Below are 14,522 nucleotides of genomic sequence, written 5' to 3' on the forward strand. Positions count from 1 at the left end.
CTTTGAATACATCAATGGGTTCTACAATCCGCGACGCCGCCATTCAGCACTGGGCTGGAAAAGCCCGGGCGCCTTCGAACGAAAGGTGGCTTAAATGAGCACCAGGGGCGGCACGAAAGCGCGACAGGTCCAATTGCGGTCCGTGGCGCTCATGCCGTTATTCCACCGCGCAAGAACGCCAAGCCCTGCAAACCCACGAGCGCCGGGGCCATCGCCAGAAACGAAGCAGTCAATGCATCGCGATACCTGGGCCGTGCCCTGTGGCGACGGTGGAGCGGATACCACCGTCGAAACCGTGTCGAAACCAAACCTCTCGGGACATTTCCTGCGGAAATACCCTGCCGGTCAGTGGATGCATTGTGTGAAGCTGCTGGGGCAGAGCCTCATGGCGAGGGACTTCCACCGGTAAGTCGCGGAAATCCAGATGCGCGTCGCAGTGCTCAACCGCTACACCGCTCTTGGAGTACCTATCACCGAGGCCGCAGGATAAGTCCGTCCGAGGATTGGGGAAGTGCGTTCAGGCCTCAATTTGCGCAACAAAGCCGCGCGGAGGCCCCAAAAACGGGTGTCCTTCGGTTGGAAACGTGGAAGCAAATCGATCCTGCAATGGGAATGGTCACGCGAATTGCGCAACTGGTCGCGCGCACCCTCAAACGAGTACTGGCTAAAGAGCACCAGAAGTTGCAGGACGATGCGGAAAATGTCCGCGGCCTGCGAGAGCAGTGGGAGCCAGAGGGTCTGTTGATGGCATGGATACCCCCTTCAGACGGCATCCATGCCATCGACAAAGCCCAGCAGACATGAAATCAATGGGTCTCGAAACGAAAAAATGTTTTGGGAAGTCGGAAAGCTCTTTCCGTTACCCTAAGACAGGAAATCGAATGGTTTCATTCTGCCATTCAGGCGCTTTAGAAAATGCGTGGCGTAATCGCCAAACGAGCCTCTGGCTTTCGAACGGGCCCGCGCCCCTGTGCCGGGGCGCGGATTTAGGGCAGGAGCTCAGAGCTCGTTGATTGCTTCGAGCATGCCTTCAGGCCAGGAGTTCGAAAGCGGAGAGTTCAGGTACTGCTCCTGCGCATACGACTGGAAGGCGGCCAGATCGGGTTCGTAAACCTTCAGGCCTTCACCCTTGAAGAAGTCGATCAGTTCGGCTTCCTGGGCGAGATACTGTTCATCGGACCAGGCTGTGGCCTTGTCAGCAGCGGCTTGCATCGCGGTTTGCTGTTCTGGTGTCAGGTCATTCCAGAGCTGCGAGGACACCAGCAGCATCCCGAAGCCCACGTTGTGATTGGTCATCACGATCTGGTCGGTGACCTCGTAGAACTTCATTGCTTTGTCGTTGGGCAGGGGATTGTCCTGGCCGTCGACCACGCCGGATTGCAAGGCCGTGTAGAGCTCCGTGTAGGGGATCGGCACCGGGTTTGCGCCAAGAGCCTTGCCGAGGAACTGCCAGCTTTCTCCACCGGGCATCCGCAGCTTTATGCCGGACATATCCTCGGGCGTCATGATCTCGGCGTCGCCTTTGAGGTTCACTTGGCGGGTGCCGTAGTAGAAGCTTCCAAGGATCTCGACTTTCAGCTTTTCGCGGGCGATTTCCCTGAGTTGCTCACCCACTTCGCTGTCGAAGATCGCCTTCAGATGTGCCTGATCGCGCACGACGTAAGCAGCGCCCAGAATGTCGAACTCAGGCGCCTGCTGCGCCAGATCTGAGGGCGGCAGACCCGCCATGTTGATGTTGCCGCGCTGCAGGCCCACAAGCTCTGTGCCCTGCTTCATCAATGTGGCGCTGAAATAGGGTTGGAAGTTGAACTCGTCGCCCAGTTCTGCGGCGAAGATGTCGACCATCGCCTTGGACCGTGGAACTTCCGGCGGGTTTACGTCAGAGAAGATCAGGTCGATCTCTTGCGCGCTGGCCATGGAGCCAAGGGCTGCGACCGCCAGGGCGGCGGTCAGGGTCTTGAAACGTGTATGAAACATTAAGTCCTCCGGGGTGTCAGATTGAAAATAGGGTTTCGGGCACGCCTTGGCCGGCGCCTTCGATGGCGAACACGCTTCCGGCAAGGGGTTCTGCCGCAAGGCGCTCGGGGCTCAGGAACTTGAAGGCCGAGGTCACGAAAAGGGTCTTCATGTCCTGCCCGCCGAAGCACAGGCAGGTCGGGTTCGTGACAGGCAGGGAGATCTCTCGGTCGATACGACCGTCTGGTGCGTAGCGAACGACTTTGCCACCGGCGAAAAAGGCCTGCCATAGACAACCGTCAGCATCGACACAGGCACCGTCCGGGCGGTCTCCGCTGGCGGAGTAGTCGGCAAAGATCTCCTGACCCGTGATGGCGTTTTTGTCCGCGCTGAGCGACAGGCGGTAGGTGACATGCCGGCGGGTGTCGGTGAAGTACATGTGCCGCCCGTCCGGGTCGAAAGCGATCCCGTTGGAGACCACTACGTCGTCGAGCATCCGCGTCATCACCCCGTCCGCGGTCACCAGGTAAAGCGCGCCCAAGCCGGCCTTTAGGCCATTGTCCATTGTCCCGATCCAGAGCCGCCCTTGCGGATCGACACGGCCGTCATTCAGGCGCGTGGCGGGCATGGCTTCATCCGGTGTCGTGGAGAAAGGCGTTGTGCGTCCGTTTTCAGGATCAAGGCGCACCAGTTCGAGGTCACGGGCGATCAGGACATCGCCGGACCGGGTGAGCGCTTGACTGCCAAGGTAGGTCCCCGGTTGCTTGAGCGCGCTGGTTGCCCCGGTCTGCGGATCAAGCGTCCAGTACGTGGGCTGCTCGATGTCGATCCAGGTCAGGCAATTGCGCTTTGTATCCCACAACGGGGTTTCCCCCAGCTGGGCCGCGACCCTCTGCACGCATTCGATGGTTGGTTTGCGCATCAGATTACCCTTTGTAGCCAAGAAGACGCGGGAGCCAGAGAACAAAGTCCGGCACGAAGGTGATGATCATCAGGGCAGTGAACAGCGCCAGCAGGAAGGGCAGCAGGTCGCGTATGATCTTGCCCAGTGGGGCCTTGGTTATAGAGGACACGATAAACAGCAACAGGCCGTAGGGCGGCGTGATGAGACCCAGCATGGCGTTGACCACGCAGATCACCCCGAAGTGCACCAAGTCGATGCCAAGTGATTGCGCCGTTGGAATGAAGATCGGCACGATGATCAGCAGGATGGCACCGGATTCAAGGATGCAGCCAAGCACCAGGAAAAGGGCGTTGATCGCCAACAGGAAGCCAACCTGTGACAGTTCGTACTGGCCCAGAAAGGCCGCGAGGCTGTCCGGGACGTTCTCCCGCGTGACCACGTACTGGAAGGTCAGGGCGCCGGCAATCAGGATACCGACGGTCGCGGTGGAGCGCGCCGAAGCCAGCAGAGTCTGGTAGAACTGCCCGGCCGAGACGGAGCGGTAGAAAATCACGGAGATTGACAACGCGTAGAAAGCGGCGACGGCAGCAGCTTCTGTTGGCGTCATGACACCGCCGTAGATCCCACCCAGCAGGATCACCGGCAGCAGCAATGCCGGGATAGCGCGGAAGGTGACGCCGGGCATCTCCCGCAGCGGAATGGCCTCGTCGGTTTCAAAGCCGCGCCGGTGCGCAATGACCAGGTTCATGATCATCAAGACAGCACCCATGAGCAGACCGGGCGCCATGCCCGCCGCAAAGAGAAACCCGACTGATTGGTCGGAGACCAAGGCATAAAGGACCATCGGGATCGACGGTGGGATGATCGGCCCGATGGTGGCCGATGCGGCGGTGATCGCCGCAGCGTACGAGGCCGTATACTTGCCGTCTTTGGTCATCATGTTGATGATGATCTTCCCCATGCCCACGGCGTCTGCGACGGCAGATCCCGACATGCCGGAGAAGATGAGCGAGGAGACCACGTTCACGTGCCCCAGACCGCCCTTGAACCGGCCGACGAGTGCTTGGCTGAAACGCAGGAGGCGGTCCGCGAGCGAGCCGATATTCATGATGTCGGCGGCCAGGATGAAGAGTGGGATCGCCAGCAACGTGTAGCTGTTGAAAAGCCCCTGCAACAATGTCTCCGAGGCGATGGACGGGTCGAAGCCCTTCATGATCAAGTAGATGGACGATCCGCAGATCATGGCGAGGCCCATCGAGAGCCCGCCGAAGGCGAGGAAGGCGATCAGCAAGATCGCGACGGTAAATGGATCAGTCATAGTCGTGAGTGCCTGCGGATTTGGAGGTGTCGAAGGCCGGTCCGGCACCCGTGATCCCGCGCCAGACGGTGATACCGCAGCGCAGGATGACGGATAGGGCGAAGGCGATGTAAATCGCGAAGACGTAGTCGAAACGGATCTTCATGTAGGCGGTCTTTTCGATCGCCATGAAAGCGATGTAGTCCCACACATACGGCAGCGTCCAGATGAAGATACCGGCACAAATCGTTCCAGTGAGCACGTCCAATGCGCGGCGAGCGTTACGCGGCAGGGCCGCATAAATGATGTCCAGCCGGATCACGTCTGCTTCCCGCACCACGAAGGCGTAGCCGAACAGGATGCCCCAGAGCCAGGCGATAGACACGAATTCCACCGTCCAGCCCAGCGGCAGATTCAGCAGGTAGCGGAAGACAATCTGGATCAGGAAGCTCACGAAGAGCGCCCCCAGGATCAGTGCCAGAAAGTTCTCGGCGCGTTTGCCGAGCCAGTCAAAAATGGTGCGCAGGCGGTTCATTCAGCCCTCGTCTCCTGTTGGGCCGGGTCCGGTGCAGTGGCTCCAGACCCGGCGCGGCCTTTTTACAGGCCGTTGATCTTGTCCAGAACCCCTTCGGGCCAGTCTGCCGAGAACCTGGAATTCTCAAAGACGTCCAGCACATGGGTGCGGAAGGCTTCCTTGTCCGGCTCATATACGTCGAGTCCCTCTCCCTCGAAGAAGGCGATCAGCTCGCTCTCTTGCTGGATCGTGTCCTCGTCCATCGCGTCCTGGAACTCGCGAGCACACTCTTCGACCTTGCCTTGCTGGTCCGGCGTCATGCTGTCCCACTTGCTTCGGGACATTGAGAAAACGTTGTTCGAGATCAGGTGGCCGGTCAGAATGATTTGGTCCGTCACCTCATAGAACTTCATCTGCTTGTCGGCGGGCAGCGGATTGTCCTGTCCATCCACGGCACCTGTCTGAAGCGCGGTATACACTTCGGTGAAGGCCATCGGCGTGGGGCTCGCGCCAAGCGCTTCGCCAACGAACTGCCAGCCTTCGCCGCCGGGCATCCGCAGTTTCACACCCTCAAGATCCGCAGGTGTCATCACCTTCTTGTCGCCGCGTATGTTGACGTGCCGAGTGCCGATATAGGGGAACGCAAGGATCTTGAGTTGCGTGGCCTCTTCCATATCTGCGATCAGCTCGTCCATCACGCCGGAGTCATAGGTTTTGCGCATGTGGTCGTAGTCGCGCCACAGGTAGGCCGTTCCCAGAATGGACGCCTCCGGCACCTGATTGTAGAAGTCAAAGATGGCCAACGCCGCCATGTCCAGATTGCCGCGCTGCATCGCCGTCAGTTCTGTGCCCTGCTTAAAGAGGGTGGCGCCGAAATAGGGCTTGAAGGCAAAGCCATCGCCCAGGCATCCGGAAAAGTGCTCTTTCAGGATTGAACTGCGGCGATCCGTTTCCTGAACAGTGTCGGAGTAGATCAGTTCGACCGTGTCCTGCGCCATCGCGGATCCTGCTCCGAGGCTGGCAACCAGCGCCAGCGCCGAAGCCTGCGCGGCGACCCTTTTTAATGTCTTCATGTCTTTTTTCTCCTCCCTGAGAAAACATGAGGCGTCCTCCCGCCTCAGTCGAAAGCGTCGAATGCCTCCCGCATCCGACCTATTTCGGGCTTGTGACCCGAAAACAGCTCGAAGGCTCTGATGGCCTGATAAAGCGCCATGCCGGAACCCGGCAAAACTGCGCAGCCGAGCGCGCGCGCAGTCGCGAGCAACTCGGTCTCCAATGGAAAGTAGACGATATCCGCGACCCATAGATCATGGCGCAGAGCCTTTGCGGGAAGCGGAAGGCCCGGCAGCTTGCGCATCCCCACGGGTGACGCATTGACCACGCCATGAGCACGCGCCGTGCCGTCGAAGACATCCGTGACAACGCTGGCCCGGCCGGAGCCGTAGTGATCGTTCAGACGGTCGACAAGATCATTCGCCACGCCAGCATTCACGTCGCGCACCGCCAAGTGCCCGGCGCCACCATCCAGCAGCGCGTGTGCGACAGCGCCACCGGCCCCGCCGGCGCCAAGCAGGAGAACGCGGTCCATGCACGCATCAGGCAGGCCCCGCCGCATGCTTTCCGCAAAGCCCCAGTGATCTGTGTTGTGGCCGAAGCGTTTTCCATCCCGGAAAAGGATGGTGTTGACCGCGCCGACCTTTCGCGCGGCCTCCGATATCTGATCAAGATACGGGATCACGGCGCGCTTGTAAGGATAGGTCACGTTGATGCCGTTGAAGCCCTCGGCTTCGAGCAGGGACAGGATCTCGCCCACATCCTCGGGTAGGGTGCGCGCGCGCGGATCGATAAGGCTATAGCTGTAGGGGAGCCCCATTGCCTGAGCAGCGGCCAAGTGCATGCTTGGCGTTCGCGACGCGGAAATGCCGTCGCCCAAAAGCCCGATCTGACAGCCTGCGGTCGCGGAATGATCAATGGTTTCAGTCATTTGTGTCGCTATATCCAACATCTTTCCCAATGACCTTCTGGCCACTTGACGCGATATTGTTCTAAATGGTTAATTGAGTCAACGTTTTGTTCGTGCTGGTTAAATGTGGAGGCGTTGGTGCCCAATCACGGGCTTGGACACGCTGCGGCACGGATCAATTTCGATTGGTATGCGTGACCGGCGGTGGTGGAGGGATGTCAAGCATGGCCAGGGAGGAAGTGGACAATCCGCAACGCGGCGGCTGGACGCAAAACCCCGAAGCGGTGCGCGAGAACATAGTGCAGACGGCCCGCGAGATCTTTGCCCGTCACGGTCTTTCCGGCGCACGCGTGGAAGAGATCACGGCGCATACGCGCACCTCGAAGCGCATGCACTATTACTACTTTCACGAAAACGGCCTCTATCACGGTTCTGGAGGATGCCTATTTCCGTATGCCGAAGGGAGAAGCCGCGTTGGATCTCGGCGCTCTCCATCCGGTATCGGCGCTCCGGCAGCTGGCGGAATTTGCCTCCGAGCATCATCGTCGCTCACTGGGCTTTGTACGACTGGTGATGATCGAGAGCATTCACGACGGCGCACACATGGCCTCTGGGGCCGTCATGTCGTGGCAGGACAGTTCCGTCATCGTGCTTTTGGAGGATATCTGCCGCCGCGGCGTCGAAGCAGGCGGTTTCCGTCGCGGCCTGACGACGCTGGAGCTGCAATGGCACATCTCGGCCGTTTCAATTTTCAATGTCTCCAATCGCGCGACATTCTCGCGTGTTTTCGGGGGCGACCTTTTTACGGAACACGGGTCAGCAAAGGCTGCGCCGTCATGTGGGGGACATGATCCTTGGCCTTGTCATGAGGCCGGGACTGTCCGCCGAAACTGCTCTGCCAAGAGCTAAGGAGGAGACCAGAATGATAAATCCGCAGATTTCTCAATTTCTTGAGGTTTGGGACGCGAAATGGGCAACGCTTGCGCCCGGGGCGACCCCGGCAGACAGGCGGCAGCATTTCGAAGGCGTTGCTCAGGACATGCGCTTGCCGACACCTTCTGACGTGGAAACTGATGAAGAGCACTGGGTTGAAAGTGAGGGAGGCCCGGTGCGCGTGCGGATTTTCCGCCATTCCGACGGCGGTGTGCAACCGGCCCTGATTTACATGCACGGCGGCGCCTGGATGCAGGGGAGCCCGGAAACCCACTGGGACATCACCGCGCGGATTGCGGCGTGGAACAAGCAGACTGTGATATCGGTCGATTACGCCCGCGCCCCGGAGCAACCTTTCCCGAAGGCCTTTCAACAGGTGCTCGCGGTAACGAAATGGGTCCATGCAGAGGCCGCGACGCTGGGTGTCGATGCGAACCGCGTGTCCATTGGCGGTGACAGCGCCGGGGGAAACCTTGCGGCTGCTGTAGCCCTGACATGTCGGGACGAGGGTATCCCGCTCTGCGCACAGTTGTTGATCTATCCGGCGTGTGATTTTGACCGGTCGCGACCCTCTTATGAGCAAAACGCCGAAGGCCCGCTTCTGATGGTCTCTGGTATGGCGGCCACGAACGCGCTTTATTGCGATGACGTGGAGCAGCTGAATTCCGACCCCAGGATTGCCCCGTTGGCCGCGGACAGCCATGCGGGCCTACCACCTGCCTACATCGCCGTGGCTCAGAACGATCCGCTGCGCGACAGCGGCCTGGCGTACGCCGAGGCGCTGCAATCCGCCGGTGTGCCCGTCGAAACTGACAGCGGGGAGGGGCTGATCCACGGCTATCTGCGCGCGATGGAATATTGCGAAGACAGCGTGGAAAAGCTGAAAATCATGTCAGCCTGGCTGCGCAATACCCAAGGCTGAGGGGCGGCCCTTAACAGTGTAGCTCGGGCCGTTCAGAGGGCACAGACCATTGAGGATCTGTGCCCTTGCCGCAAGGTGATTATGGCTGTTTGATTTCCGGGTCTGATTACAAGTTCGTTCGCAGGCATGGACGGCCCATTTGTGGATTAGATCCTCATCGAAGCGCGCCGCCCACGCATACCGTCACGGCTGCAACTGATATCTGCGTGTAACGACACGCCACCACGTGGAATGAAAATCACGGGTAACGCATCGGGGTACGTGCAAAGAGCGTCGATGCAAACATCACCAAGATTGCGGGCATGGGGATCTGCTCGACAACGCCAAAAGCCCCGCTCGGGAAACGGTTATAGCTTCGGTGTTTCAGCCGCACTCGGATCAACCATGACCTTGCACTGGCTTGTGCGAGATCTCAGCGCTTCGAAAGCGTCAGGCATCGCGATCAGGTTGATGTCGTCGGAAATCAAATGATGCGGCGTGTATTTGCCACCGTCCAGAGCCCGGATCGCCATTTCAAATTCCGGCATCGTGAAGAAAACCGACATCACGATCTCGACCTCCTTCGAGATCGCGCGGAAACTGTTCATGTGATCGGGTGCTGTGCAAAGCCCCAGAACCAGAACCTTGCCCCGAGGCGCGACGAGATCCACACAGTGGTCTATCAACCCCGGTTTTCCGACACACTCAAAGACAATTTCAGGCGCGTCACCGCCACAGCTTTCGGTCACACGGCGGGCCATGTCTTCGCCCGACAGAACAAAGTCAGTTGCCCCCAGATCCATGGCACGATCACGTTGATGGTCGTGCAGATCCGCGACAACAACATGTGCGGCCCCCATGCGTCGGGCCCAATAGGCGACAGCCAAGCCGATGGCGCCCGCGCCGACGATGAGCACGCGGGCGCCGGGCGTCATCCCCGCCCGAAGGATGCCATGCAGCGCCACGCTGAGCGGTTCTGCAAGGGCTCCGTCGATGGCGGAAATACCCCATGGCAGCTTCCGGCATTGCAACTCGTCCAAGGCGGCGAACTCGGCATACCCACCGCCGATCAAGGTGAAGTCCGAACACCACGCGGGCTCGCCGCGCTTGCATGAAGTGCAAGAGCCGCAGCCGCGAAGTGGCGCCGCCGAGACCTGATCACCGGGTTTCAGGTGGGTGACGCCAGAGCCGACATCGATGACCTCGCCGGAAAATTCATGGCCGATCACTTCGCCGCCTTTCAGACCGAAGGTCGGGTCTTCGGTCATGTGCAGATCCGATCCGCAGATGCCGCAGCGGCAGATCTTGAGCAAAACCTGACCCCGGCCAGCCTCGGGCTTATCGACGCTGCCGATGCGGAGTGGTTTTCCAAATGCGTCGAAAATTGCGGCCTTCATGAGATGTCCTCCACGATCAGTTTTCTGCGGACCGGGAACCATGGATGGTCCCCGAGCTTTTGCAGCAGTCCCCAGACGCCGCCTCTGGCATAGAGGGCGATGATCAGTGTGAGCAGGCCAAGCACGATGAGGTATGCCGAACCGAACTCACCGAACAGCCGGTCTGCAAAGAAGTAGATCAGAGCGCCGATGATGGCCCCTTCGATGGAGCCGATCCCGCCGACCATGACGATGAAGATCGCCATCGAAGCCCAGAACGGATCGAAGCCTGCCGACGGCGTAATGCGCAATTGCGCCATGTAGTAAATTGCGCCGGCGAACCCCGTGCCCACGGCGGCTGCAACGAAGATATAGAACCGCAGCTTGCCAACGTTGACGCCCTGACTTGCCGCAGCGACGGGGTTGTCGCGCATCGCGGTCAGGGCCAGTCCATGACGGGACCGGAGCAGCCAGTAGCTGCCGCCGATGGTCACGAGCAAAAGGATGGCACAGAGGATGACAAAAGCGACTTCGCGTTCGTGTTGGCTGTATTGCGTCATGACGCGCAAGGTCATGCCGGCCCCCGCATTCACATAGTCGATGTTCGAGGTGGCCAGACGGACGGCCTCTGCCACGACCCATGTGCCGATGGCGAAATAGGGGCCGTCGAGCCGCCGCAGCAGGAAATAGGTGGGCACCGCCAGAACCGCTGGTGCAATCATCGACAGGATTACCGCCACGAACGGATTGACGCCAAAGTTCTGCGCCAGAACGAAAAGCATGTAGCCGGCCACACCGATAAAGGCCTGCTGCCCGACAGAAACAAGACCGGCGTAGCCTGCCAGAAGGTTCCACATCTGCGCGATGGCGATGTAGCAACACAGCTCGATCGCCCATCGAATGTTGCCCGACGTCGCCCACCAGGGCATCGCCACCAGAGCCACGAGCGCCACGATGCCAATGCTCATGGCAATCCGGCTGGACAGGGTCGCGCGTTGGACGCGCGTATGATGAATTGTGGTCATTTTTCGCCCTTACTTCTTGCGCGCCATGATGCCTTCGGGGCGCGTTGCGAGCACCAGAAGGAACACCAGATGGCCGAAGAGAATTCCAAGCCCCGGATCAATCCGCAGACCCACGGCCTGCGCGACACCCAGCACCATTGATCCGATGAACGCGCCCCAGACAGAGCCCATGCCACCGATGATGACGGCTTCGAACGCGTAGATCAGTTGCGCTGACCCGTCCGAGGGTGAGACAGTCGCCCGAAGCGCCGCAAAGATGGCAGCAAGGCCCAGGATGCCCACGGCAATCGCAGTCGCCGTCGCGTAGATGCGTTTGGGATCGACGCCGGTCATGGCAGCGGCCTCGGTATCTGCTGCAGCTGCCCGCAGGCCGCGCCCGAACCGGGTATAGCGCAGAACGGCATCCAGTCCGCCGGTGAGGCAGAAGGCGCAGAGCAGGACGATCACCGGTAGCAGGCCAAGGTAGATCGGCCCGATCTGAAAGCTTGCACTTGCGATATCGGAATTTGGCAGGCTGCGTGTATCCGCAGACCAAATTTCCAACATCAGGTTTTGCAATGCGATCGACAGGCCGAACGTCGCGATCAACGAGGGCAGGGGGTCCGCCCCGACCACGCGGTTCAGGATGAACTTCTGCAAAAGCCAGCCAAGGCCAACGGCGATGGGCACGATTACCAGAACCAATCCGACATTGCCAAGCGGCAGAACCCCGGCAAGGGACACGGCAATCAAGGATAACAGGATCATCACGTCGCCATGGGCAATGTTCACGATCCGCATAACACCGAACATAAGGGCCATGCCAAGGGCGTATTGCGCATACATGCCGCCCAAAAGCACCCCTTGGACAATTGCATCAAGCCATTGCATTGGACGCTCCGAAGTAGGCCGCGGCGATGTCGTCGCGGGAGATTTCATTGGAATTGCCGGTCAGGGTGATCCGCCCTTCCAACATGCAGTACAGCCGGTTGGATGCCTCACGGGCCAGTGTCACATCCTGCTCTACGAGGACGATGGACGTGCCCCCCGACAGGATTTCCGGCAACACGGCATAGATTTCTCGGATCACCTTGGGCGCGAGGCCAAGACTGATTTCGTCGCACAAAAGCACCTTGGGCTGGCAGAGCAGCGCGCGCGATATGGCAACCATCTGCTGTTGCCCGCCCGACAGGTCTTCGATGGGCTGATTGCGTTTCTCTCCGAGGATCGGAAACAGCTCGAACAAGCGGTTCCGTGTCCATTGCCCTTCGCTTTCGGAAAGCCGCGCATGGTCGATGGCGACACGCATGTTTTCTTCGACAGTCATGCCGACGAACAGTCTGCGCCCTTCCGGGACCATGGCCAGCCCACGTCCGACCATCTTGTGCGCCGGTGTGCCGCCAACGGCCGCACCTTCATACCGGACCATCTCCCGGTCCACGGGCAACAGCCCGAAGATTGATTTGAGAAAGGTGGATTTACCCGCTCCGTTGGCACCGATCAGCGAAATGACTTCGCCGGGCATAAGGTGCAGGTCGATGCCGAAGAGCGCCTGAAAGTCGCCGTATCCCCCGGTCAGGCCGTGGGTCGACAGGATGGGTGTGTCAGTCATGCTTCGATCCCCATGTAAACGCGCTGAACCTCGGAGTTCTGCATCACCGTGTCGGGGCTGCCCTCGGCGATCTTCTTGCCGAAGTTCAACACCAGAACGCTGTCCGCGACTGCCATCAGGGCGTGCAGAACGTGTTCAATCCAGAGGATCGTCACGCCGCGGTCTCGCACACGCCGGACGAGCGACACGAGTTCTGCGCCCTCTGCCTCGGTCAGGCCGCCCGCGATTTCATCGAGCAGCAGCAGTTTGGGCTTGCCCGCCAGCGCCCGCGCCAGTTCCAGTCGTTTCCGATCAAGCAACGTCAGGCCGCCGGCGCGATTGTTGGCGCGCGCAAGCAGGCCGCAGTCGCGCAAGACCTCGGCGGCATGTTCGCTGGCGTCCGCCTCGCTCATCTTGGCGCTCATCATTGCGGGCACCATGAGGTTTTCGAACGCCGTCATGTCGCCAAACGGCTGAGGCACCTGATAGGTGCGTCCTATGCCGCGCTGGCAGCGTTTGTAGGGCGGTTCAGCGGAGAGCAGGGAGCCATCCAAAGACAGCTCCCCCCCGTTTGCAGCAAGGTCACCACTGATCAGGTTGAACAGCGTCGTCTTGCCCGCACCATTGGGCCCAAGAATGCCAAGGACCTTCCCGCGTGGCACATCGAAAGTTACGTCGTCCACCACGGTGACAGCGCCGAAACGCTTGGTCAGGCCGCGCGCCGACAAGAGCATCTGATCAGTCATGGGGTGCCCTTACGACCAATCAAGCGGTTTCATCGCCGTGTCCGGTTCAAGCACGTCCGGATACAGCGTGTTGTCCACGATCTTCAGATCGAAGGGCCAGTCTTCGCCCTCGACCCACTGACCGCCAAAGATCGGCGTCTTGCATATGTTCGGATGAGGGCCATCGGCAAAATTGATGTTTCCGACGAGCGTGTCCAGATTTGTGGCCGCCAGAGCTTCGCGGTTTGCATCGCGATCCTGCGGGTCCGAGGACCGCTTGAGCGTGTCGAGAATGACCTCCCACAGAGCGTGAGAGTAGCCCAGCGGCTGTGTCCACTGTTTGCCGGTATCCTCTCCCCAGCCATCAGCGATTTCCTGGCTTGTCTGGCCGGTCAAGGATGACGTGAAGGGGAACGCCGGTGTCCACCAGACCTCGGAGGACATTCCCTCGCCCAATTCGCCCATGGCTTCGATGCCGGAGGGGAACAGCAGGGCCGCGGCCACGGTCACCACCTTGGGTGTGTAGTTTTGCTGCTTGCACTGCGTGATGAATGTCTTGAGGTCGGCCACGTAGGTGATGCCGCCGACGATCTCGCAGTTGTTGTTTTTGAACTCTGATATCTGGGCCGAGAAATCGTTGGTTCTTGGTTCGAACATGGATGGGGCAAAGGCCTCGAAACCCGCTTCGCGCACGGCAGAGGGCAGACCGTATTCTTCGTTGCCCCAGGTTTCCCCATCAGCATTGCGAGGGAAAAGCATTCCGACCTTGCCATTGGTGTCGATGGATCGCCACATGCCCGTGAACGTACCCAGCACGTCTTCGAGCCCCCAGAAGAAGTGGTAGGTCCACATGAACGGGTTTTCCGCGCCTCCCCGTGGCATCACGAAGGCCTGCCAGGGCGAGTTCGATGAAATGCACGGCACGCCGTAAAGCTCGCATTGATCCGCTGTCGGGTTGTTGATGTCCGTGGTCGAGGCCGGCAGCATCAGCGACACTTCATCGTTGAGGATGAGGTCGCCTGCCAATTCGGCAGCCCGGTTGGGGTTGGACTGCGCGTCCCGCATCAGGATTTCGATGTTGTAGGTCTCGCCGTTGACCTCGATCCCGTCGGCGACCAATTCCATGATTTTTGCGGCCGTGTATTCGTCGGTTTCACCAAAAAGCGACAGCGGGCCGGTCATTGGGCTGATCATGCCAATCTTGATGGTCTTGGCGTTTTGAGCACGGGCCGCATGCGGCAGGGCAATTGTGGCAGCGGTCACTGCGGCCAACCCCTTGAGCAGCGAACGCCGGTCAACGTAGGATTTTGGATTGATTTCGAGTGTCATTGATTTCCTCCCTGATGACGTCACGCCGG

15 protein-coding genes and 1 pseudogene are annotated in these 14,522 nt (G+C 59.9%); 4 read left to right on the top strand and 12 right to left on the bottom strand.

From position 1 onward, the window contains the following. Positions 1-132 precede the first annotated feature (132 nt). Both GGQ68_RS20695 and GGQ68_RS20700 read left to right on the top strand, forming a co-directional pair. Positions 133-490 (top strand): annotated as a pseudogene (locus GGQ68_RS20695) (hypothetical protein); the annotation flags it as partial. An 86-nt stretch (positions 491-576) separates the two neighbouring features. Next, positions 577-804, top strand: coding sequence for a hypothetical protein (locus GGQ68_RS20700; RefSeq protein ID WP_183969343.1), 228 nt, complete (start codon positions 577-579; stop codon positions 802-804). A 195-nt stretch (positions 805-999) separates the two neighbouring features. Here the strand turns inward: GGQ68_RS20700 and GGQ68_RS20705 are convergent, their stop codons facing one another. The 6 genes from GGQ68_RS20705 to GGQ68_RS20730 form a co-directional block, all read right to left on the bottom strand. Then, positions 1,000-1,977: a sialic acid TRAP transporter substrate-binding protein SiaP gene (locus GGQ68_RS20705; RefSeq protein ID WP_183969345.1), complete on the bottom strand. Its 978-nt coding sequence runs from the start codon at positions 1,975-1,977 to the stop codon at positions 1,000-1,002. Between the two features lie 16 nt (positions 1,978-1,993). Further along, positions 1,994-2,878 carry an SMP-30/gluconolactonase/LRE family protein gene (locus GGQ68_RS20710; RefSeq protein WP_183969347.1) on the bottom strand — a complete coding sequence of 295 codons (885 nt, stop codon included), beginning with the start codon at positions 2,876-2,878 and terminating at the stop codon, positions 1,994-1,996. Between the two features lie 4 nt (positions 2,879-2,882). Continuing rightward, the gene (locus tag GGQ68_RS20715; RefSeq protein ID WP_183969349.1) at positions 2,883-4,178 is read right to left on the bottom strand and encodes a TRAP transporter large permease; all 1,296 of its coding nucleotides are present in this window, start codon (positions 4,176-4,178) and stop codon (positions 2,883-2,885) included. After that, positions 4,171-4,692: a TRAP transporter small permease gene (locus tag GGQ68_RS20720; protein ID WP_183969351.1), complete on the bottom strand. Its 522-nt coding sequence runs from the start codon at positions 4,690-4,692 to the stop codon at positions 4,171-4,173. The genes GGQ68_RS20715 and GGQ68_RS20720 overlap by 8 nt, the downstream gene beginning before the upstream one ends. 62 nt (positions 4,693-4,754) lie before the next feature. Further along, entirely contained in the window at positions 4,755-5,744 is a 990-nt protein-coding gene (dctP, locus tag GGQ68_RS20725) for a TRAP transporter substrate-binding protein DctP (protein WP_183969353.1), read from the bottom strand. A 44-nt stretch (positions 5,745-5,788) separates the two neighbouring features. Further along, positions 5,789-6,655: a shikimate dehydrogenase gene (locus GGQ68_RS20730; protein WP_183969355.1), complete on the bottom strand. Its 867-nt coding sequence runs from the start codon at positions 6,653-6,655 to the stop codon at positions 5,789-5,791. A gap of 432 nt (positions 6,656-7,087) precedes the next feature. On the opposite strand from GGQ68_RS20730, the gene GGQ68_RS24470 reads away from it, so the two are divergent. Then, a complete protein-coding gene (locus GGQ68_RS24470; protein WP_246429479.1) occupies positions 7,088-7,543 on the top strand; it encodes a hypothetical protein in 456 nt (151 codons plus the stop codon). 13 nt (positions 7,544-7,556) lie between these two features. Further along, a complete protein-coding gene (locus tag GGQ68_RS24475) occupies positions 7,557-8,489 on the top strand; it encodes an alpha/beta hydrolase (RefSeq protein WP_246429480.1) in 933 nt (310 codons plus the stop codon). Between the two features lie 347 nt (positions 8,490-8,836). Here GGQ68_RS24475 and GGQ68_RS20740 read toward each other — a convergent pair whose 3' ends face one another. Genes GGQ68_RS20740 through GGQ68_RS20765 form a run of 6 tightly spaced genes read right to left on the bottom strand, consistent with a single transcriptional unit; the run spans position 8,837 to position 14,493 of the window. Then, on the bottom strand, positions 8,837-9,865 hold the full coding sequence (locus GGQ68_RS20740; RefSeq protein ID WP_183969357.1) for a zinc-dependent alcohol dehydrogenase: 1,029 nt from the start codon (positions 9,863-9,865) through the stop codon (positions 8,837-8,839). Continuing rightward, on the bottom strand, positions 9,862-10,869 hold the full coding sequence (locus tag GGQ68_RS20745; protein ID WP_183969359.1) for a branched-chain amino acid ABC transporter permease: 1,008 nt from the start codon (positions 10,867-10,869) through the stop codon (positions 9,862-9,864). The genes GGQ68_RS20740 and GGQ68_RS20745 overlap by 4 nt, the downstream gene beginning before the upstream one ends. A gap of 9 nt (positions 10,870-10,878) precedes the next feature. After that, positions 10,879-11,739 carry a branched-chain amino acid ABC transporter permease gene (locus tag GGQ68_RS20750; protein WP_183969361.1) on the bottom strand — a complete coding sequence of 287 codons (861 nt, stop codon included), beginning with the start codon at positions 11,737-11,739 and terminating at the stop codon, positions 10,879-10,881. Continuing rightward, a complete protein-coding gene (locus GGQ68_RS20755) occupies positions 11,726-12,460 on the bottom strand; it encodes an ABC transporter ATP-binding protein (protein WP_183969363.1) in 735 nt (244 codons plus the stop codon). The genes GGQ68_RS20750 and GGQ68_RS20755 overlap by 14 nt, the downstream gene beginning before the upstream one ends. Beyond that, positions 12,457-13,185, bottom strand: a complete 729-nt coding sequence (locus GGQ68_RS20760; RefSeq protein ID WP_183969364.1) for an ABC transporter ATP-binding protein — start codon at positions 13,183-13,185, stop codon at positions 12,457-12,459. Before GGQ68_RS20760 ends, GGQ68_RS20755 begins: the two co-directional genes overlap by 4 nt. 9 nt (positions 13,186-13,194) lie before the next feature. Beyond that, positions 13,195-14,493, bottom strand: coding sequence for an ABC transporter substrate-binding protein (locus tag GGQ68_RS20765; RefSeq protein WP_183969366.1), 1,299 nt, complete (start codon positions 14,491-14,493; stop codon positions 13,195-13,197). Positions 14,494-14,522: the final 29 nt, after the last annotated feature.

The organism is Sagittula marina (assembly GCF_014196795.1).
Classification (GTDB): Bacteria; Pseudomonadota; Alphaproteobacteria; order Rhodobacterales; family Rhodobacteraceae; genus Sagittula; species Sagittula marina.

Bases quoted from the DNA above. Each gene is read 5' to 3' on its own strand.
- GGQ68_RS20705 (WP_183969345.1), bottom strand. From the start codon at position 1,977: ATGTTTCATACACGTTTCAAGACCCTGACCGCCGCCCTGGCGGTCGCA.
- GGQ68_RS20710 (WP_183969347.1), bottom strand. From the start codon at position 2,878: ATGCGCAAACCAACCATCGAATGCGTGCAGAGGGTCGCGGCCCAGCTG.
- GGQ68_RS20715 (WP_183969349.1), bottom strand. From the start codon at position 4,178: ATGACTGATCCATTTACCGTCGCGATCTTGCTGATCGCCTTCCTCGCC.
- GGQ68_RS20720 (WP_183969351.1), bottom strand. From the start codon at position 4,692: ATGAACCGCCTGCGCACCATTTTTGACTGGCTCGGCAAACGCGCCGAG.
- dctP (WP_183969353.1), bottom strand. From the start codon at position 5,744: ATGAAGACATTAAAAAGGGTCGCCGCGCAGGCTTCGGCGCTGGCGCTG.
- GGQ68_RS20730 (WP_183969355.1), bottom strand. From the start codon at position 6,655: ATGACTGAAACCATTGATCATTCCGCGACCGCAGGCTGTCAGATCGGG.
- GGQ68_RS24470 (WP_246429479.1), top strand. From the start codon at position 7,088: ATGCCGAAGGGAGAAGCCGCGTTGGATCTCGGCGCTCTCCATCCGGTA.
- GGQ68_RS24475 (WP_246429480.1), top strand. From the start codon at position 7,557: ATGATAAATCCGCAGATTTCTCAATTTCTTGAGGTTTGGGACGCGAAA.
- GGQ68_RS20740 (WP_183969357.1), bottom strand. From the start codon at position 9,865: ATGAAGGCCGCAATTTTCGACGCATTTGGAAAACCACTCCGCATCGGC.
- GGQ68_RS20745 (WP_183969359.1), bottom strand. From the start codon at position 10,869: ATGACCACAATTCATCATACGCGCGTCCAACGCGCGACCCTGTCCAGC.
- GGQ68_RS20750 (WP_183969361.1), bottom strand. From the start codon at position 11,739: ATGCAATGGCTTGATGCAATTGTCCAAGGGGTGCTTTTGGGCGGCATG.
- GGQ68_RS20755 (WP_183969363.1), bottom strand. From the start codon at position 12,460: ATGACTGACACACCCATCCTGTCGACCCACGGCCTGACCGGGGGATAC.
- GGQ68_RS20760 (WP_183969364.1), bottom strand. From the start codon at position 13,185: ATGACTGATCAGATGCTCTTGTCGGCGCGCGGCCTGACCAAGCGTTTC.
- GGQ68_RS20765 (WP_183969366.1), bottom strand. From the start codon at position 14,493: ATGACACTCGAAATCAATCCAAAATCCTACGTTGACCGGCGTTCGCTG.